The organism is Streptomyces sp. YS415, assembly GCF_023544665.1.
Classification (GTDB): domain Bacteria; phylum Actinomycetota; class Actinomycetes; order Streptomycetales; family Streptomycetaceae; genus Streptomyces.
In genome coordinates this window covers 69,196-87,544 of sequence record NZ_JAMJFL010000010.1, presented here as the reverse complement: position 1 = coordinate 87,544, position 18,349 = coordinate 69,196, and the positions used below count along the sequence as shown (strand labels likewise).

Below are 18,349 nucleotides of genomic sequence, written 5' to 3'. Positions count from 1 at the left end.
GCGCAGGTCGGAGCCGATTGTCAGTGGTGGCTTCTACGGTTTCCCCATGACGCGATCACTGCACGCGGTGGCCTATCGCCGACCCTCCGTGCTGGACTCCGGCGCGGACGGCCGGCGCCTGGGCCTGGAGACCTCCCGGGGCGCGACGCCCACCGGCACCACCGACCATCCGCGCTTCTTCACCGGCTTTCTGACGGCGCCTCAGGCGGCCTCCGCCGGGCTGCTGGCGGTGGCCGACGTGGCGGCCGCGCGCTACTACCAGCGCCAGGTGCGCGCCTCGCTGGATCCGGTGGTGACCGGCAACGGCGACCGGCTGCGGTTCGAGTCGTTCTCCGGCTGCGGCGGGGTGTACGCCCGGCTCGACGTGCTGACCGCGGGCCTGGACGGCGGCGAGGTGGGCCACGGCACGACGAACGTGGACGTCAACAACCCGCTGCGCGAGGCGCTGTCGAGGATCGGCACGGACGATCCGCTGCACCTGCGCGTCGGCCCCGACGACCTGACGGTGACCACGCTGGACGGACCGGTGGTGGAGAAGAAGGTTCCGCTCCCCGACCGCTGGCTGCGCGGCTTCGCGGAGTCCCAGGTGATCGCCGCCGATTTCGACCTGCGCGCCGAGCTGCCCGCCGCCGAGGCGGTGCGGTTCCTGCGCGCGCTGCCGAAGGCCGGACCGCGCGGCGCGGCGGGAGGCCCGCGCTGGGTGGTCCCGGCGGGCCGCGGACTGCGCCCGACCACCCGCGCGGTGCCCGGCGCGGTCTGCCTGCCGGGCCCGGAGCGGCTGAGCGCGCTCCAGCGGGTGCTCCGGCACGCCACCACCCTGCGGGTGTACGGCCCCGCGGTCGGCGCGGGCTCGGCGGCGACCGCGAGCGCCTGGGAGATGGTGCTCCCGGGGATGCGGCTCACCCTCACCCTGTCGCCCGACGCCTCCCGCGGCTTCTCCGGCGAGGGCGGCGTCCTCGACGCGCTCGCCACCGAGGAGGCCGCCGGGGACGCGGAGCTGATCTCGGTGCTCCTCGCCTGGGAGCCGCGCATCGACGTCACCGACCTCGCCGCCGCCTCGGGGCTCGTCCCGGAGCGGGTGCGAGCGGCCCTGGTCCGCCTCGGCACCTCGGGCCGGGTGGGCTACGACACCGCGGAGGCGGCGCACTTCCACCGGGAACTGCCGTACGACTCCGCGCGCGTGGAGCGGCACAATCCCCGGCTGCGCTCCGCCCGGGACCTGGTGGCGGCGGGCGCGGTCGCCCTGGACGGCGCGCTCGGCACGGTCACCGCGCAGGACGGCCATGTGCACCGGGTGCGGGACGAGGCGGGGGTGCTGAGCTGCACCTGCCTGTGGTGGGGGAAGTACCGGGGCGGGCGCGGGCCCTGCAAGCACGCCCTGGCGGTACGGATGGTGCGGCGCGGCGCCGCGGCCGGGCGGGGGACGGCAATGGCACGGGTCGACGGGGGTGTGCGATGAATGCGCTGACGGACGCGGTGCGGGCGGGACGGATCGCCGAGGTGGCGGACCTGCTGGACGGGATGACGGACGCCGAACGGCGGGCTTGTTTCCCGGAGTTGAAGGCGCTGCGCAAGGAGCTGCGTCCGAACCTCTGGAGCGAGCGGGGGCAGCGGATCCTGCCTGCCCTGCATCTGGCCGGCGCCGCCTGCCAGACCGGGGCCGCGGCTGTGGCGAACTGGTTGGCGGCCACCGACTTCACCTGGGCGTCCGCCTCACCGGCCCGGCTGGTCGACGCGCTGGCCGACCGGGACCTCGCCTGGATCGCCGATGTCGCCCACCGGCTCGCCCGGCGTCCGGTCAGCGCCCGGATCCCCTTCGACCTGATGACGGGCCTGGTACGGCTCTCCGCCTGCCCGGTGCCCACCACCGACGCCTACCTCCAGGGCTGGCTGCGGCACATCGGCAGCTCCTGGGCGCGCTCGGGCTCCCTCGCCGACCGGCTCCGCCAGGAGCCGCAGCTCGCGGAACTCGTGGCCGCGCTCTTCGAGGTCGACGACATCGGTTCGGTGCTCGGCTGGATCGCCGGGGAGGGAGCCAACAGCTGGCCCGCGTCCCTGGCCCGCCTCACCGAGGACGGCACCCTGGACCGCAAGCCGATGCTGGACGGCTGTGTGGCCCGCCTGCTCCGGGGCGGCCGGGCGTCGGACGTGCGGGTGTTCCTCCAGCTGCTGCAGGCGCTGGCCCCGACCCGTGAGGAGGAGCGGGAGCGGGTGGCCGACTGGACGGCGCTCGCCGCGGACGCCGCCTCACCCGTCGCCGGGCACGCCCAGTCGCTGCTGGCCGGGCTCGCCCTGGACGGCGAACTCCCTCCCCGGCGACTGGCGGAGATGTCCCAGGCGGTGCTGTTCCGCACCGAGAAGAAGCTGCTGCGGGCCCAGCTCGTGCTGCTGGGCAAGGTCCTCGCCCAGGACGCCTCCGGGGTCGACGCGTTGCTGCCCGCCCTGGCACAGGCCCTCGGGCACCCGGACTCCGAGGTGCGGGAGCGGGCGGTGAAGCTGGTGGAGCGGCACGCGCCGAGGATCGGCGACCCGGGCGTGCGGGAGGTACTCGTCGCCGGGGCCGAGCAGGCGCCTCCCCTTCTGCGTGCCCGGGTGGCCGAGGCCCTGGGCCGGGTCCCTGTCACCACGCAGGGGTACGAGGAGGTGCTGCCGCCGGTACCGGTGCCGCTGCGGCTGGCGCCCGCTCCGGAGTCGGCGGCCGAACTCGCGGAAGAGGTCGGGGCGTTGCTGGCGGGCACCGCGGATGACGTGGTCGCCTTCGAGCGCACCCTCGACGGCCTGGTGCGCCACGCCCACCGGGATCCGGGCACCCTGCGCGAAGCCCTCCGGCCGGTGGTGAGCCGGCTGAGCTGGTTCGGCACCGGCACCGTCCATGCGAGCGGCTTCCTCGGCGACCGCCATCTGGAGCTCGTTCTCGCGGCCCTGCTGCACAGGACGCCGGGTGAGGGCTTCGGTACACCGCTGCAGGACCCGTTGTCCGGGGCGGGGTGTGTGCACAGCCCGCTCGGCCGGGCCTTCAACGCCCGGATATGGGAGATCGCGGACCTGGTCCACGCCGATCCCCCGCCCTTCCTGCTCTCCACCCCCACCTGGAGTACCGGCATCCTCGAGCCGGACGAGCTGGTCGCCCGGCTCGACGCCTACCGCGAGCTCGGCACCCGGGTGGCGCCCGCCGACTTCGCGCAGGCACTGCTGCGGGTCCGGCACCAGGACCGCACGGCGGCCGGGGCGGCCGCGGCACGGGCGGCTGAGCTGGGCACCCCGGAGGGCACGCGCCTGGCCCGGTGGCTCACCGCCGACGGGCCGGCCCTGCCACCGGTGCGACGGCGCACCGCCGGTCCCCGGGTCCTGCTGGAGTCCGGCGAACTCCCGGAGCTGCAGGAGGATTTCCCGCCGGACTTCCACCCCCTGGGCCGACCGGTGACCGTCTACAGCGAGCGCTGGCGCTGCTACCACTGGGACGCCGACCTGCACCCGCACTGGACGGCCCTGCTGCCCCAACACCGCGGACTCGTGGCTCTCCGGCTGCTGCGGGACTTCTCCTCGCTGGCCGTGGACGACACCCGGGGAGCCGCCGGGGTACTCCCCCGGCTCGCCGAGTCGGACGGCGCGGCAGGCCCCGCCCTGCACCTGGGCATCGCGTACGCGCTCGGCGCGCGGCACGAGGAGGACCGGCTCGCCGCCGTGGACGCCCTGCTGGTGCTGGCCGCGCGAGAACAACTCGACACGGAGCGGCTGGGCGCGGACCTCGGGGAGCTGGTGCACCGGGGGGCGGTCAAGCCGGCACGGCTCGTGGAGTCCGTGCGGACGGCGGCGGCGACCGGTGCGAACGCCACGGTCTGGGACATACTCCGGTACACGCTCCCCGCCCTGCTCGCCGGCCTCACCGGTGACCGGCCGCCCGCCCCGCCCCGCGGGCTCGTGGATCTGCTGGCCGTGGCGGCGGACTGCGCCGAGCGGTCCGGGGCACGGGGCGAGGTGCCGCATCTGGCGCAGACGGCCGGACGCCGTGGCTCCTCCCGTCTGCTGGCCCAGGCCCGTCGGCTCCGCAGTGCGCTGGTCCCGGACGTGGCCGCCTGACGTAGGCCCCTACGCCGTAGGTCCGAGGCCCGGCGTCGACGCGGACTGACGACCAGGAAGGAGACGGAGGCCGGCCGGCGGCGGCACCACAACCGTAGAAGATTCGACAAAAGGTGCAGAAGCGAGCTTTACCGCCCGGTCACACAGGGTTCGTGATCACGCAACACCGTTCCTTCACAGTGGCTGCATGAGTCGAGACATGTCTGATGTGACGCGAGCGAAGCACGGGCGTCCTGTCCACCACTGGCGGCGGGACGTCATCGAACTCGCCGCGCTGTTCACGGCCGTCGCGGTGGCGGACGCCGTGGCCAATCTGGTCGGGCACGGCCCGGACGGACCGGAGCTGCTGCTGGTGTCGGCGGTCCTGCTGATCGCCACGGCCGCGTTCCACACATGGTGGTCACGCCGCCACGGCCACGCACCGCCGACGGACGATACCGGCGCCCGGCCCGCCGCTGAGCGGCAGGCCGGGCCGTCGGACCCTTCGTCGCAGCAGCCGGCCGGGGTCTCCCCCGGCGAGAGCACGCTGTGGCGGATGCGGACGACCGTGAAGGACGAGCCGGGTTCGCTGGCCGTGCTCTGCGCGGCCCTCGCCGAGCTGCGGGTCGACATCCTGAGCCTGCAGACCCATCCGCTGGGCGACGGCACGGTGGACGAGTTCCTGCTGCGCGCCCCCGGTGACCTCGCGGTCGCCGAGATCACCCGGGCCGTCTCCCGGGCGGGCGGCACCAGCACCTGGACCGAGCGCGCCGACGCCCACGACCTGGTGGACGCGCCGACCCGGGTGCTGGGCCTCGCCACCCGCACCGCCCTGGACGCGGCCGAACTTCCGCTCGCCCTGCGGCAGTTGCTGGGCCGCTGCACCATCCGCCAGCTGCCCGGCGCGCCGGTCGCCGGACGGGCGCCGGAGGGCGTTCCCGTGGAGGGCGTCCTGGAGGACACCGTGCTGCGGCTGCGGGCCCCCGAGGGCGGAGTGATCACCGTGGAGCGGCCGTATCTGCCGTTCACGCCCACCGAGTTCGCCCGGGCGAGGGCCCTGGTGGAGCTGGACGCCCGGCTCGGTCCCCGGGTGCCGGGCAGCCAGGACGTGCTGACGCTGCCGGAGGGCAGTGACATCACCGTGCGGCGGGCCGACACCGGCGATGTGGAGGCCGCGAAGGCCATGCACGAGCGGTGCTCCTCGCGGACGCTGGCCATGCGGTACCACGGGCCCGTGGGTGACGCCGACCGGTACCTGAACCACCTCCTCAGTCCGCGGTTCGGGCGGACGCTCGCCGTGCAGACGGCGTCCGGGCGGATCGTGGGGCTCGGTCACCTCCTGTGGGACGGGGACGAGACCGAGGTCGCGCTGCTCGTCGAGGACGCGTGGCAGCGGCGCGGGATCGGGGCGGAGTTGCTGCGCAGGCTGGTGGGGATGGCCGTGGAGGCCGGGTGCGAGAGTGTGTACGCGGTGACCCAGTCGTCCAACACCGGGATGGTGGCGGCGATGCGGGGGCTCGGGCTGCCGCTCGACTACCAGATCGAGGAGGGCACGCTGGTGATCACGGCCAGGCTCGCCTCCCAGGCGCAGGTGGGACTGGAAGAGTCGGCGCGCCGCAAGGGCTAGGGCCGGCCCGCCACCGCGCGTTCGTTGCGGCTGGTCGCGCGGTTCCCCGCGCCCCTGTCGGGGCGCGTTCCGCCCAGGGCGTTGTCCAGATCTGCCCAGAGATCCTCTACGTCCTCCAGGCCCACCGACATGCGCAGCAGGCTCTCGCTCACCCCGGCGTTCCGTCGGTCGCCCTCGTTCACGATGCGGTGGCTGATGGACGCCGGGTGCTGGATGAGGGTGTCCACGCTGCCGAGGCTGACCGCCGGGGTGATCAGGCGGACCGCGGCGATGACCTCGTGGGGGTCTCCGGCCACCTCGAAGGCGACCATCGCGCCGCCGATGCGCGGGTAGTGGACCCGGGTCACCCGGGGGTCGGCGGCGAGGCGGCCGGCCAGTTCGGCCGCGGTCGCGGAGGCCGCGCGGACCCGCACCGGGAGCGTGGACAGGCCACGCAGCAGGAGGTAGCCGGCGAGCGGGTGCAGGACCCCGCCGGTGGCGAACCGGATCTGCCGCAGACGTCCGGCCAGTTCCTCGTCGCAGGCCACCACGCCCGCCATCACGTCACCGTGTCCGCCGAGGTACTTGGTCGCGCTGTGCAGCACCAGGCGCGCCCCCTGCTCGACGGGGCGCTGGAGCACCGGGGTGGCGAAGGTGTTGTCCGCGAGCAGCGGGACCGAACCGCAGGCGTGGGCGACGGCACGCAGGTCGACCTCGGCGAGCGTCGGGTTGGCCGGGGACTCCACCATCACCAGGCCGGTGTCGGGGCGCAGGGCGTCCGCGATGCCGGCCGGGTCCGTCCAGGTCACCTCCGAGCCGAGCAGACCGGCGGTCAGCAGGTGGTCGCTGCATCCGTACAGCGGGCGTACGGCGACGACATGGCGCAGGCCCATCGAGGCCCGTACCAGCAGCACCGCGCTCAGCGCGGCCATGCCGCTGGCGAACGCCACCGCGGAGTCGGTGCCCTCCAGGCGGGCCAGCGCGGTCTCGAAGCGGGCCACGGTCGGATTGCCGAGGCGCCCGTAGACGGGCGGTCCGTCCGGGTCGGCGCCGGTCTCGGCGAACGCGTCGATGCGGGCGGCCTCGCCGCGGCTGTCGTAGGAGGGGTAGGTCGTGGACAGGTCGATCGGCGGGGCGTGCAGGCCCAGACCGGCGAGGTCGTCGCGGCCGGCGTGCACGGCTTCGGTGGCCAGAGCTCTCGAGCGCACAGGGATCTCCATGGGCGGAAGAGTGAACGCCGACCGGGTCACCGGAATCGAACGCCGTGCTACGTTCGGCCGGTGGCCGAATCTGTCGTACTGGATCCGGTGGACCTTCACCTGCTGCGGCTGTTGCAGAACGACGCCCGGACGACGTACCGGGACCTCGCCGCGCAGGTCGGGGTCGCACCGTCGACGTGTCTTGACCGGGTGACCCGGCTGCGGCGGGCCGGGGTGATTCTCGGCCACCAACTGCGGCTGGACCCGGCGAAGCTCGGGCGTGGGCTCGAAGCCCTGCTGTCGGTGCAGGTCCGGCCGCACCGGCGGGAGCTGGTGGGGCCGTTCGTGGACCGGATCCGCGCCCTGCCGGAGTCGCGGACCGTCTACCACCTCACCGGTCCCGACGACTATCTGGTCCATGTCGCGGTGGCGGACATGACCGATCTCCAGCGGCTGGTGCTGGACGAGTTCACCTCGCAGCGGGAAGTGGCGCGCGTGGAGACCCGGCTGATCTTCCAGCAGTGGGACTGCGGCCCGCTGCTGCCGCCTTCGCCCTCGGCTCAATCCGGGTGACGCCCGGCAAACGCCGTACGAGGATGGGCCGCATGTCAGAGACCAAGAGCCCGCTGCCCCGCGCGGTCGCCGACGCCTATGTCGACGACCTCATCGCCCTCGATCCCGTGACCGGTACCTATCTCGGTGTGAAGGAGAGTTCGAGCCGACTGCCCGATCTCTCGCCCGCCGGCCAGGAAGCGCTGGCGGAGCTGGCGCGGGCCACCCTGGCGCGGCTCGACGAGGCCGAGCGGCAGCCCGGCGCGGACAGCGACATCGAGCGCCGCTGCGCCCGCCTGCTGCGGGAACGGCTGACCGCCGAACTCGCCGTGCACGAGGCCGACGAGGGCCTGCGCGCCGTCGGCAACCTGGGCACGCCCCCGCACTCGGTGCGGGAGATCTTCACCATCACCCCGGCCGAGACCGAGGAGGACTGGGCGGCCCTCGCCGAGCGGCTGCGCGCGGTGCCCGCCGCCCTGGCCGGATACCGCGAGTCGCTCACCCTGGGCCTGGAGCGCAAGCTGTACGCGGCACCGCGGCCGACCGCCACCTTCCTGGACCAGCTCACCGAGTGGGCGGACACCGGGGCGGGCCGGGGCTGGTTCGAGGACTTCGCCGCCGCGGGCCCCGAGGCGCTGCGCGGCGAGCTGGACAAGGCGGCCCGCGGGGCGACCGCGGCCGTGGTGGAGCTGCGGGACTGGATGCGGGAGGTGTACGCCCCGGCCGTCGACGGCGCCCCGAACACCGTGGGCCGGGAGCGCTACGCCCGGCTGTCGCGCCACTTCAACGGCACCGATCTCGACCTGGACGAGGCGTACGCGTACGGCTGGTCCGAGTTCCACCGTCTCCTCGGCGAGATGCGGCAGGAGGCGGAGAGGGTCCTGCCCGGGGCCGGTACCCCGTGGGTGGCGCTCGCGCACCTCGACGAGCACGGCCGGCACATCGAGGGCGTCGACGAGGTGCAGGCCTGGCTCCAGGGTCTGATGGACCGGGCGATCGAGGAGCTGGACGGCACCCACTTCGAGCTCGCCGAGCGGGTGCGCAGGGTGGAGTCCCGCATCGCCCCGCCCGGAGGCGCCGCCGCCCCGTACTACACCGGGCCGAGCGAGGACTTCTCCCGTCCCGGCCGCACCTGGCTGCCGACGATGGGCCTGACCCGCTTCCCGGTCTACGACCTGGTGTCGACCTGGTACCACGAGGGAGTGCCGGGCCATCACCTCCAGATCGCGCAGTGGGTGCACGTCGCGGACCGGCTCTCCCGCTACCAGGCCACCATCGGCCAGGTCAGCGCCAACTGCGAGGGCTGGGCGCTGTACGCGGAGCGGCTGATGGACGAACTCGGCTTCCTCACCGACCCCGAGGAGCGGCTCGGCTATCTCGACGCGCAGATGATGCGCGCGGCCCGCGTCATCGTCGACATCGGGATGCACCTGGAGCTGGAGATCCCGGCGGACTCGCCGTTCCACCCGGGTGAGCGCTGGACGCCGGAGCTGGCCGAGGAGTTCTTCGGGGCGCACAGCAGCCGGTCGGCGGAGTTCGTGGAGAGCGAACTGACCCGCTATCTGACGATTCCGGGGCAGGCGATCGGCTACAAGCTGGGCGAGCGGGCCTGGCTGCTGGGCCGCGAGAAGGCGCGCGAGCGCCACGGCGACGCCTTCGATCTCAAGGCCTGGCACATGGCGGCCCTCTCGCAGGGCTCGCTGGGCCTGGACGACCTGGTCGACGAACTCGCCCGGCTCTGAACCGGAGCGAGCGGCGGCAGCCGCCCTCCTGAACGACGACCGGTCCGCCTCGCCCGTGGCGAGCCACGCGGTGAGGCGGACCGGGGCCGGATCGCCCCCAGGATCAGCGCCGCACTGGCCCCGGCACCCGTGCGCGGGCGCTGTCAGCAGCCGCAGTCCTCGCTGTCGACCGGCGCGGTGAGCGGGTCGGCGGCGCCGCGGGCGGGCCCCTGCCAGGTCTCGTACGCGAAGCCCTCGCGCGCCCAGTACTCGAAGCCGCCGAGCATCTCCTTGACCTGGAAGCCGAGTTCGGCGAGGGCGAGGGCGGCCCGGGTGGCGCCGTTGCAGCCGGGACCCCAGCAGTAGGTGACGACGGGCACGGACTTGTCGAGGAGCTGCTCGGCCTGCTCGGGGATGAGCGCGGTGGGCAGGTGGACGGCGCCGGGGACGTGGCCCTGGTCCCAGGAGGCGGTGGACCGGGAGTCCAGGACGACGAACCCGGGGTCGCCGTCGGCCGCGAGGGCGGCGGCCACGTCGGAGACGTCGGCGTGGAAGACCAGACTGGCGCGGAAGTAGGCGGCGGCCTCGGCCGGGTCCGCCGGGGCCACCCGCAGGACGGGGTTGGCGGCGGTGGTGATGCTGCTCATGATCGGGCCCTTCTGTGGTCGCTCCGTCGTCCTCGGGGCCTCCGCGGTCGTCGCGGCTGCCACGAGGGCTCATGACCGGAAATCTACGGCCCGAAGATCAACTCACTGAAGGGCCGATCCCCGGCGCTCTTCTTGATCGGCCGGGGAATTCCCTGTTAGCTCCGGCCATGACCACGTATTCACCGGACGCCACCGACTGGCGCATCCTCGATGTCCTCCAGCGCGAGGGCCGGGCCAGCTTCGCCGAGCTGGCGCGGGCCGTGTCGATGTCGCCGAGCGCGGTCACCGAGCGGGTGCGCAGGCTGGAGGAGGCCGGTGTCATCCAGGGCTACTCGGCGGTGGTGGCGCCGGAGCGACTGGGCCTGCCGATCCTGGCGTTCGTCCGGCTGCGCTATCCGACCGGCAACTACAAGCCGTTCCACGACCTGGTCGCCGTGACGCCGGAGATCCTGGAGGCGCACCACGTCACCGGCGACGACTGCTTCGTGATCAAGGTCGCGGCCCGCTCGATGCGCCACCTGGAGGAGGTCTCGGGCAGGATCGGCGCGCTCGGCTCGGTGACCACGTCCGTCGTCTACTCCTCCCCGCTCCCCCGCCGCCCGCTGGGCCGGTAGCCGCTCAGCCGGCGCCGCGCTGCCGCAGGGTCGATCCCGAGCGGCTCTTCACGACCTCCAGCTGGGCGTGGATGCGCCGCCGCAGATCGGCGACATGACTGACGATGCCGACACTGCGGTCGCGTTCGCGCAGGGAGTCGAGGACGTCGAGGACCTCGTCCAGGGTCTGGTCGTCGAGGCTGCCGAAGCCCTCGTCGATGAAGAGGGTGTCCAGCCGCACTCCGCCGGCCTCGTCGGTGACGACGTCCGCGAGACCGAGGGCGAGGGCCAGCGAGGCGAAAAAGGTCTCGCCGCCGGAGAGCGTCGCCGTGTCCCGCTCGCGCCCGGTCCAGGCGTCGACGACATGCAGCCCGAGACCGCTGCGGCCACGTCCGGCGCGGTCGTCGGAGTGGACGAGGGTGTACCGGCCGGACGACATCCGCCGCAGCCGTACGGTCGCGGCGGCGGCCACCTGTTCCAGGCGGGCGGCGAGGACGTAGGACTCCAGGCGCATCTTGCGTTCGTTGTCCGCCGACGTGCCCGCGGTGAGCCCGGCCAGGCGGGCCACCCGGTCGTACTGGGCACGCAGCGGCGCGAGCCGTCGTGCGCCCTGCGTCGAGCGGGCGGAGAGCCGGTCGAGTTCGGCGCAGCGCCGCTCGGCGGCGTCCCGCGCGGAGGCGGCGTCCCGCAGCCGCCGGCCCGCCTCGGCCGCGGCCTGTTCCGCCACTGCCAGGTCGGCGGGGGGCCGCTGGGCGGCGGCCGTCGTGTCGGCCTCGGCGAGAACGGCGCGTACGGCGGCCTCCTCGGACTGCCAGGCGTCCAGGCGCCGTTGCAGTTCTCGGTGGGCGGTGGCATCCAGGAGGGCGTCGGCCGCGGCCTCCGGTGTCTCGAACCCCGCACGGAACGCGGCGTCCGCGAGGCGCGCGTCGGCGTCCTTGAGCCGCTGCGCGCTGTCCTCGGCGGCCCGGGCGCTGTCGGCGGCGTCGGTGAGCAGCCCGACCCGGTGTTCCAGCTCGGCGGCGCGGGCGGCCACGCTGTCCAGGGCGCCGCGCGCTTCGGTCAACACCGCTTCGAGGGCGTCCCGTTCACGGTCGAGGCGGTCCCGGTGGCCGACCCGTGCAGCGGTCCTGACCTCCGCCTGCCGGGATGCCGTCACCCGCCGTTCGTGCTCCTGCTCGGCGCGGCGTAGTTCCTCGTGCGCGGGGTGCAGCGCGGAGGCGGATCGGCGGGCCTCGGAGAACAGGCGCTCCAGCTCCGCGACCTCGTCGGCGAGTACGGAGGTGGGCGTGTCCCCGGCCTCGGCGGTGGCGGCGGCCAGCGCCTCCCGGACGACGCCGAGCCGCCGTTCCCGCTCGGTCTGGCGCTCCTCCGCGGCCTGGAACGCGGCGAGCGCCGTCTCCTCGGCCTCGCGGTCGACGTGTCCGGCGTCCTTGCGGGCGGGCGCGGGGTGCTCGGTGGCGCCGCAGACGGCGCAGGGCTCGCCGTCGCTGAGCTGGGCGGCGAGTTCGGCCGCGATGCCGTTCAGCCGGCGCTCCTTCACCTCCAGCCAGTGCGCCTTGGCGGCCAGCGTCTCGTCCCGCGCACGGCGGGCCCGGTCGGCGGCGGTGTCGGTGTCCCCCGCCAGCTGGTCGCGCAGCCTGGCCGCCCTGAGCCGTCCGGCCGCGGGCTCCCGCTGGACGGCGAGCTGTTCGGCCCGGGTGGCGGCCTCCTGGGCGCTGTCGATCCGCGCCTGCAGCCCCGCGCGGGCCGCGTCCCAGCCGGCGAGCCAGGTCTCGGCCTCCTGGAGGATGTCCTCGTCGGCCCGCTCCTGGCGGTCCAGCCCGGTGCGCTCCTCGGCGAGTTCGGCCAGCCGCCGCTCGGCACGGCGGGCCGAGTCCAGGCCGCCCAGTTCCTCGGCGGCCCGGCGCGCGGCGGCCGCGAGCCCGGCGGCGCCTGCGTCGGCGAAGCCGGCCGGCAGCAGGCCACGCGTGTGTGCCCGGGCCGCCGACGCCCGCCGGTGCTCGGCCTCGGCGGCGTCCCGCAGCTCCAGCGCGGGGGCCACCGCCTCGGCCTTGCGGGCCCGTTCCATCCGCGCCTGTGCCGCGCGGTGCCCGTCGGCCCGCTCCTCCAGGGCCCGTGCCCGCTCCCGCGCCTCGGCGAACCTGCGCTGGAGCCGGGCGGTTTCGCGTACGTCGGCCAGCGCGCGCTCGGCGGCGGCCTGGGCGGACTCGGCGGCGGCGAGGCGGCAGTGGGCGACGGCCAGTTCCTCGCGGGCGGTGCTCCGGGCCACGGCGGCGGCGCTCAGGACGGCCTCGGCGAGTCCCGGCTCGCCCGGCGTCAGCCCGGGCAGCTCCATGGCGTCGCCCGCCGCCTGCTGCATGCGGTGGGCGTCGGCCAGCAGAACGGCGTCGCCTTCCCGGACCTCCGCCTCGGCCGCGCGCCGGCGCTCGGCGAGGCGCTTCTCCACCTCGGCGAAGCGGTGCGTGTCGAAGAGCCGGCCGAGCAGCCGGCCCCGCGCCTCGGCGTCGGCGCGCAGGAAGCGCGCGAAGTCGCCCTGGGGCAGCAGGACGACCTGGCAGAACTGTTCGCGGCTCATGCCGAGCAGCTGGGTGATCTCCTCGCCGATCTCCTGGTGGGAGCGGCTGAGGTCCTTCCAGGCGCCGGTCGTGGCGTCGTACTCGCGCAGCCAGCTCTGGGCCTTGTCCAGGGTGGTGCCCGAGCCGCGCTTCTTGGGGCGCTCCCAGGGCGGCTGCCGGGTGATCTCCAACCGGCGTCCGGCGATGGTCAGTTCGAGGGTGACCGTGGTGCGGGTGCCCGGCGGGGCGTGGTCGCTGCGCAGGGTGAGGCCCTGGCCGCTCTGCCGGGCCCCGGGCACCGCGCCGTACAGCGCGTAGCACACGGCGTCGAGCACCGAGGTCTTGCCCGCGCCGGTCGGGCCGTGCAGCAGGAACAGTCCGGCCGCGGACAGGTCGTCGAAGTCGACGCTCTGGGCGCCGCCGAAGGGGCCGAACGCGGTGACGTCGAGGCGGTGCAGTCTCATCGGGCCACCTCCCGCACCACCGTGTCCGCGCGGACGGTGTCGAACGCGTCCCGCAGCACCCCTTGCTCGTCCTCGTCCGGTCCGGCGCCGCGCACATGGGCGACGAAGTCCTCGGCGATCTGCTGGTCGCTGCGTCCGGCCAGCCGTCTCGCGTAGGAGACGTCCGGGTCGTCCGGGGCGCGGTCGGGGTCGAAGACGAGGCTGAGGGTGTGCGGGAAGCGCTCGGTGAGCCGGGCCATGGGGTCGGCCGGGCGGACCGCGTCGGTGAGGGTGGCCTCGACCCAGGCGTCCTCGTACCGGGCGAGGGACGGGTCGGCGAGCAGTTCCGCCAGCTCTCCCCGGATCCGGGCGAGGGGGCGTGGCGCGGGGCAGTCGATCCGCTCGGCCGCCACGGCACCGTCGGCGTCCAGGTCGACCAGCCACATGGTCTTGCGGTGGTCGGCCTCCGAGAAGGAGTACGCCAGCGGGGAGCCGGAATAGCGCACGCGCTCGGTGATGGTCTGGCAGCCGTGCAGATGCCCGAGCGCGGTGTAGTCGACGCCCGCGAAGACGCCGGCCGGGACCGCGGCCACCCCGCCGACGGTGATGTCCCGTTCGCTGTCGCTGGCCTCGCCGCCGGTGACGAAGGCGTGCGCCAGCACGACGGAACGGGTGCCCGGCGCGCGTGCGGCGAGGTCGGCGCGGACACGGTCCATCGCGGCGGACAGCACCGCCTCGTGGCCCGCCTTCTCCACCGCGAACTCGTCCTTCACCAGGGCGGGTTCGAGATAGGGCAGCCCGTAGAAGGCCACCTCGCCATGGCGGTCGGCCAGCACCACCGGGGTCCCGCATGCCGAGGGTTCGGTGCGCAGATGGATGCCCGCGCGGTCGATGAGCCCGGCGCCGACGCCGAGCCGACGGGCCGAGTCGTGGTTGCCGGAGATCATCACGGTGGGCGCGCCGAGGTCGGCGAGGCGGTGCAGGGCCTGGTCGAACAGCTCCACGGCGGCGAGCGGCGGCACCGCGCGGTCGTACACGTCTCCCGACACGATCACCGCGTCCACCTCGCGCTCGCGCACGGTGGTGACGAGGTGGTCGATGAACCCGGCCTGGGCGTCGAGCATGTTCACGCGGTGGAACGCCCGGCCCAGATGCCAGTCGGAAGTGTGCAGGAGCCTCATGATCCCCGAAGACTAACGGCCGGGTCTGACACCACGGGCGGTTACTCCCGTATCAGCCCGTCATGACCGCACCGGGCAACGCCCGTTGCGCCCACTTCCGTCCGTTATGCGTCCCCGTACGCCTCTCCCCCGAGCTCGAATCCGGCCGTCCCCGCGGACGCGTCGGCGAGCCAGGACCGGAAGGCGTCCACATCGGCGTCCGGGAGTCCGATGTCGAGGGTGACGTGCTCGCCGTAGCGCACGTCCCGTACCTCGTGTCCGGTGGCGCGCAGGTCGTTCTGGATCTTCCCGGCGCGCTGGTGGTCGACGGTGACGGTGGCGAGGCGGAAGCGACGGCGGGTGAGCGTGCCCAGGCTGTCCAGTGCCTCGCCGACGGCGCCGCCGTAGGCCCTGATGAGGCCGCCCGCGCCGAGCTTGACGCCGCCGTAGTAGCGGGTGACGACGGTGACGACGTACCGCATGTCGCGGCGCAGCAGCATCTGGAGCATGGGGACGCCCGCGGTGCCGCCGGGTTCGCCGTCGTCGCTCGCCTTCTGGATGCCGGCGTCGGCGCCGATGACGTAGGCGTAGCAGTTGTGGGTGGCGTCGGCGTGTTCCTTGCGGACGGCCGCGATGAAGTCCTGGGCCTCCTGCTCGGTGGCCGCCGGGGCGAGGGCGCACAGGAAGCGCGAGCGGTTGACCTCGGTCTCGTGCACGCCCGCGTGGGCCACTGTGCGGTACTCGTCCTGCATCCGGTCAGCCTATGCCAGGCGCCGTCAGCGCTTCTTTCCGCGGGGCACGGTGAACCAGGTCAGCAGCGCGGTGCCGGGAGTCAGGGCGGTCCAGGCGGTGCCGCGCCAGGCCAGGACGGCGACGGCGGAGGTGGGGAACTTCACCTTCACCTGCTCCAGCGCGTCGTCCAGGCCGTCCCCGGCCAGCTCGGTCACCAGCTCCTCGAGCCCCGGGTTGTGCCCGACCAGCAGCAGTGTCTCCACGGCGGCGGGCGTCTCGTGCACGGCGGCGAGCAGCTCCGGTACGTCGGCCGCGTACAGCCGCGGCTCGTAGCGCACCGGAGGCGGGGTGCCCCACTCGGCGAAGGCCAGCTCCCAGGTCTGCCGGGCGCGTACGGCGGTGGAGCACAGGGCGAGGTCGGGCAGCAGATCGGCATCGGCGAGCGCCCGCCCCGCGGCGGGGGCGTCCCGGCGCCCGCGCGGGGCGAGGGGCCGCCGGTGATCGGGCACCCCTTCGGGCCACGCGGACTTGGCATGCCGCAGCACGACCAGCCGACGCAACGGGCCCGTCCCGGCACGCGCGATCATGCCGGGCATCCGGGGACGGGGGCCGGCGCGGACCGGTCGGGCTCGGACAGGACGGCATGCGGGACGGGGACGCCCCGGCGAGGCTGACCGGGCATCTCACGCCGCATTCCGCACCGCGCCCTCCCGCGTCCCCGCTGACCCGCCCCCGTGTCCGCAGTCATTCCGGGGATCCCAGGTCGCGGGTGAGCTCCAGGCCGAGGAGGCGGTCGGCGTAGGCGTAGGTCTCGAAGCGGGCGCCGTCCGGGAGGTCCGGGTCGGTTTCCACGCGGGCCAGCAGGCGCAGTACGCCGGGCACGTCCAGGTCGTCCTCCCAGGCGCCGCGCAGATCGTTGCGCACCTTCTCCGGGACGGGCCGCGAGGGGTGCCGCGCCCAGGACGCGACCGCGTGCCGCCAGCGGACGAGCGTGTCGTGGGCCTCGGTCAGGGCGGCCGTGTCGAGCCGTACCGGCCGGTCCCGGCGCCGGCTGAGCAGGGCGAGACGCAGGGCCACGGGGTCGGCGCCCGTGAGCGGTGCGGGTGACGTCGCGTGGACGGGCGCGACGTCGACACGGACGCCGTCCGGTACCGGCCCGTCCTCCGGCACGACATGGATGACCTGTTTCTCACCGAGCCCACGGCCGGCCTCACGGCTGTCCTCCAGCGGGCGGATCCCCAGCGCCGCGGCTCCGGCCCGCAGCTCGGGCTGCTCGCGGTCGCCGTGGAGCACGGCCCGGACCGGCGTGCCACCGAGTTCCAGCGCGCGGACGAGGAGATCGGCGACGAGGAGGACGCGCAGAGCGCCGGTGTCGAAGCCCGGCGCGTGGACCTCGACGCGGGTCAGACCGCGCCGGGTGGGCGCGGCCTCGACGGGGACTCCCGTTCGGGAGTCGATGATGCGCAGCACTCCCCGAGCCTAGGCGGGCGCGCGCCCGGGCGCAGCACGCGGCGCGGTTTTCCGGACAGGAAGCGGCGCGTCCTCCCGGGAAACCGCACCTGGGCCCGGGAATCTCCCCGCCTCCTTGCCCGTTGTGCGGACAACAGGCGTGTCATGAGGTCGAGGAGGCCCCGTTGTACGGCGACGAAGCGACGATCCGCAAGATCCTCACCGAGCTCGGCGACACCTGGGCCGTGGTGGGTCTGTCGTCGAACCAGCGGCGTGCGGCGTACGGCGTCGCGCAGGTGCTCCAGCGTTATGGCAAGCGTGTGGTGCCGGTCCACCCCAAGGCGGAGACGGTGCACGGCGAGCAGGGTTACGCCTCCCTCGCGGACATCCCCTTCGACGTGGAGGTCGTCGAAGTGTTCGTCAACAGCGAGCTGGCGGGACCGGTGGCCGACGACGCCGTGGCCAAGGGAGCCAGGGCGGTGTGGTTCCAGCTCGACGTCATCGACGAGGCCGCCTACGACCGCACCCGCGCGGCCGGCCTGGAGATGGTCATGGACCGCTGCCCGGCCATCGAGATCCCCCTCCTGCGGTGACGCACCGGAGCGGGGCGGAGACTGGGTCCGCGCCCGCCCGACGCTCGTCCGTCCACGAGGAAACCGCCATGCCCGAGCCGCTCTCCCCCGCCCCCTGCTGCATGCCGCCGTCCGGGGCCGGGTCCGGGTCCGGGCGGGTCGGGCCGTCCCCGCAAGCCTTCGCCGACGGCCCGGCCTCCGCCTCCACCGACCGCATGGTCCCGCTCCCCGGCGGCGCGTTCCCTATGGGCACCGACGACGCGGAAGGCTTCCCGGACGACGCCGAGGGCCCGGTCCGGACCGTGCGGCTGCGGCCCTTCCGTATCGACGCCTGGGCGGTGACGAACGACGACTTCGCGGCCTTCGCCGCCGACACCGGCCACCTCACCGACGCCGAGCGCCTGGACTGGTCGTACGTCTTCGCCGGGTTCCTGCCCGGCGCGCTGCGCCGGGGCGCCCCGCGGCCCGGGGGACGCCCTGGTGGTGCGCCGTCACGGGGGCGGCCTGGGACCGGCCGGAGGGGCCGGGCAGCGATCTCGCCGGGCGTGGCGACCATCCGGTGGTCCATGTGTCCTGGTACGACGCCACCGCCTACGCGGCCTGGGCGGGCAAACGGCTGCCCACCGAGGCCGAGTGGGAGTACGCGGCTCGCGGCGGCCTCATCCAGCGGCGCTACCCCTGGGGCGACGACCTGGACCCGGACGGCGCTCCCCGCTGCAACATCTGGCGTGGCACCTTCCCCACCGACGACACCGCCGCCGACGGCTGTGCGGGCACGGCTCCGGTGGATGCCTTCGAGCCCAACGGCCACGGCCTGTACAACACGTCGGGCAACGTGTGGGAGTGGTGCGCGGACTGGTGGTCCACGGAGCAGCGCGGGGCGGTCGACCCGGCCGGCCCGGCCGAGGGCACCGCCAAGGTCATCCGCGGCGGCTCCTACCTGTGCCACGCCTCCTACTGCAACCGCTACCGCGTGGCCGCCCGCAGCGCCACCACCCCGGACAGCTCCAGCGGCCACGCGGGTTTCCGCTGCGCGGCGGACGCCTGAGGCCGGGCCCCCA

14 protein-coding genes and 1 pseudogene are annotated in these 18,349 nt (G+C 74.6%); 8 read left to right on the top strand and 7 right to left on the bottom strand.

All coding sequences use genetic code 11. From position 1 onward, the window contains the following. Window positions 1-46 precede the first annotated feature (46 nt). The 3 genes from M8H82_RS15065 (at window position 47) to M8H82_RS15055 (ending at window position 5,686) form a co-directional block, all read left to right on the top strand. Window positions 47-1,459: an SWIM zinc finger family protein gene (locus tag M8H82_RS15065; RefSeq protein WP_250074060.1), complete on the top strand. Its 1,413-nt coding sequence runs from the start codon at window positions 47-49 to the stop codon at window positions 1,457-1,459. Continuing rightward, complete coding sequence (locus M8H82_RS15060) at window positions 1,456-4,080, top strand: DUF6493 family protein (RefSeq protein WP_250074058.1); 2,625 nt, start codon at window positions 1,456-1,458, stop codon at window positions 4,078-4,080. Before M8H82_RS15065 ends, M8H82_RS15060 begins: the two co-directional genes overlap by 4 nt. Window positions 4,081-4,279: 199 nt before the next feature. Further along, on the top strand, window positions 4,280-5,686 hold the full coding sequence (locus M8H82_RS15055; protein ID WP_250074056.1) for a GNAT family N-acetyltransferase: 1,407 nt from the start codon (window positions 4,280-4,282) through the stop codon (window positions 5,684-5,686). On the opposite strand, the gene M8H82_RS15050 is transcribed toward M8H82_RS15055, so the two are convergent. Further along, the gene (locus M8H82_RS15050) at window positions 5,683-6,885 is read right to left on the bottom strand and encodes a PLP-dependent aspartate aminotransferase family protein (RefSeq protein ID WP_250074054.1); all 1,203 of its coding nucleotides are present in this window, start codon (window positions 6,883-6,885) and stop codon (window positions 5,683-5,685) included. The genes M8H82_RS15055 and M8H82_RS15050 overlap by 4 nt on opposite strands. A 60-nt stretch (window positions 6,886-6,945) precedes the next feature. On the opposite strand from M8H82_RS15050, the gene M8H82_RS15045 reads away from it, so the two are divergent. Together M8H82_RS15045 and M8H82_RS15040 are read left to right on the top strand one after the other, a co-directional pair. After that, on the top strand, window positions 6,946-7,437 hold the full coding sequence (locus M8H82_RS15045) for an Lrp/AsnC family transcriptional regulator (RefSeq protein WP_250074052.1): 492 nt from the start codon (window positions 6,946-6,948) through the stop codon (window positions 7,435-7,437). Between the two features lie 32 nt (window positions 7,438-7,469). Beyond that, a complete protein-coding gene (locus M8H82_RS15040; protein WP_250074051.1) occupies window positions 7,470-9,158 on the top strand; it encodes a DUF885 domain-containing protein in 1,689 nt (562 codons plus the stop codon). Window positions 9,159-9,301: 143 nt separating this feature from the next. Here the strand turns inward: M8H82_RS15040 and M8H82_RS15035 are convergent, their stop codons facing one another. After that, a complete protein-coding gene (locus M8H82_RS15035; RefSeq protein ID WP_250074048.1) occupies window positions 9,302-9,784 on the bottom strand; it encodes a rhodanese-like domain-containing protein in 483 nt (160 codons plus the stop codon). Between the two features lie 167 nt (window positions 9,785-9,951). On the opposite strand from M8H82_RS15035, the gene M8H82_RS15030 reads away from it, so the two are divergent. Further along, window positions 9,952-10,398, top strand: coding sequence for an Lrp/AsnC family transcriptional regulator (locus M8H82_RS15030; RefSeq protein ID WP_250074046.1), 447 nt, complete (start codon window positions 9,952-9,954; stop codon window positions 10,396-10,398). Window positions 10,399-10,402: 4 nt separating this feature from the next. On the opposite strand, the gene M8H82_RS15025 is transcribed toward M8H82_RS15030, so the two are convergent. From M8H82_RS15025 to M8H82_RS15005, 5 genes are all read right to left on the bottom strand, one after another. Further along, window positions 10,403-13,396 (bottom strand): AAA family ATPase, encoded by a 2,994-nt coding sequence (locus M8H82_RS15025; protein ID WP_250074044.1) that lies wholly within the window; start codon window positions 13,394-13,396, stop codon window positions 10,403-10,405. Continuing rightward, entirely contained in the window at window positions 13,393-14,556 is a 1,164-nt protein-coding gene (locus M8H82_RS15020) for an exonuclease SbcCD subunit D (RefSeq protein ID WP_250074042.1), read from the bottom strand. The genes M8H82_RS15025 and M8H82_RS15020 overlap by 4 nt, the downstream gene beginning before the upstream one ends. Window positions 14,557-14,660: 104 nt before the next feature. After that, window positions 14,661-15,287: a YigZ family protein gene (locus tag M8H82_RS15015; protein WP_250074040.1), complete on the bottom strand. Its 627-nt coding sequence runs from the start codon at window positions 15,285-15,287 to the stop codon at window positions 14,661-14,663. A 24-nt stretch (window positions 15,288-15,311) separates the two neighbouring features. Beyond that, entirely contained in the window at window positions 15,312-15,854 is a 543-nt protein-coding gene (locus M8H82_RS15010; protein WP_250074392.1) for a histidine phosphatase family protein, read from the bottom strand. Between the two features lie 157 nt (window positions 15,855-16,011). Next, window positions 16,012-16,737: a hypothetical protein gene (locus tag M8H82_RS15005; RefSeq protein WP_250074038.1), complete on the bottom strand. Its 726-nt coding sequence runs from the start codon at window positions 16,735-16,737 to the stop codon at window positions 16,012-16,014. A gap of 164 nt (window positions 16,738-16,901) precedes the next feature. Between M8H82_RS15005 and M8H82_RS15000 the strand changes: the two genes are divergently transcribed. Further along, on the top strand, window positions 16,902-17,309 hold the full coding sequence (locus M8H82_RS15000) for a CoA-binding protein (RefSeq protein WP_250074036.1): 408 nt from the start codon (window positions 16,902-16,904) through the stop codon (window positions 17,307-17,309). A gap of 194 nt (window positions 17,310-17,503) precedes the next feature. Next, a pseudogene (locus M8H82_RS14995) lies at window positions 17,504-18,336 on the top strand (formylglycine-generating enzyme family protein). Window positions 18,337-18,349: the final 13 nt, after the last annotated feature.

What these genes read in the sequence shown, in the direction of transcription:
- M8H82_RS15020 (WP_250074042.1), bottom strand. Translation starts at nt 14,556, where the DNA reads ATGAGGCTCCTGCACACTTCCGACTGGCATCTGGGCCGGGCGTTCCAC.
- M8H82_RS15040 (WP_250074051.1), top strand. Translation starts at nt 7,470, where the DNA reads ATGTCAGAGACCAAGAGCCCGCTGCCCCGCGCGGTCGCCGACGCCTAT.
- M8H82_RS15015 (WP_250074040.1), bottom strand. Translation starts at nt 15,287, where the DNA reads ATGCAGGACGAGTACCGCACAGTGGCCCACGCGGGCGTGCACGAGACC.
- M8H82_RS15055 (WP_250074056.1), top strand. Translation starts at nt 4,280, where the DNA reads ATGTCTGATGTGACGCGAGCGAAGCACGGGCGTCCTGTCCACCACTGG.
- M8H82_RS15010 (WP_250074392.1), bottom strand. Translation starts at nt 15,854, where the DNA reads ATGATCGCGCGTGCCGGGACGGGCCCGTTGCGTCGGCTGGTCGTGCTG.
- M8H82_RS15035 (WP_250074048.1), bottom strand. Translation starts at nt 9,784, where the DNA reads ATGAGCAGCATCACCACCGCCGCCAACCCCGTCCTGCGGGTGGCCCCG.
- M8H82_RS15065 (WP_250074060.1), top strand. Translation starts at nt 47, where the DNA reads ATGACGCGATCACTGCACGCGGTGGCCTATCGCCGACCCTCCGTGCTG.
- M8H82_RS15025 (WP_250074044.1), bottom strand. Translation starts at nt 13,396, where the DNA reads ATGAGACTGCACCGCCTCGACGTCACCGCGTTCGGCCCCTTCGGCGGC.
- M8H82_RS15030 (WP_250074046.1), top strand. Translation starts at nt 9,952, where the DNA reads ATGACCACGTATTCACCGGACGCCACCGACTGGCGCATCCTCGATGTC.
- M8H82_RS15060 (WP_250074058.1), top strand. Translation starts at nt 1,456, where the DNA reads ATGAATGCGCTGACGGACGCGGTGCGGGCGGGACGGATCGCCGAGGTG.
- M8H82_RS15050 (WP_250074054.1), bottom strand. Translation starts at nt 6,885, where the DNA reads ATGGAGATCCCTGTGCGCTCGAGAGCTCTGGCCACCGAAGCCGTGCAC.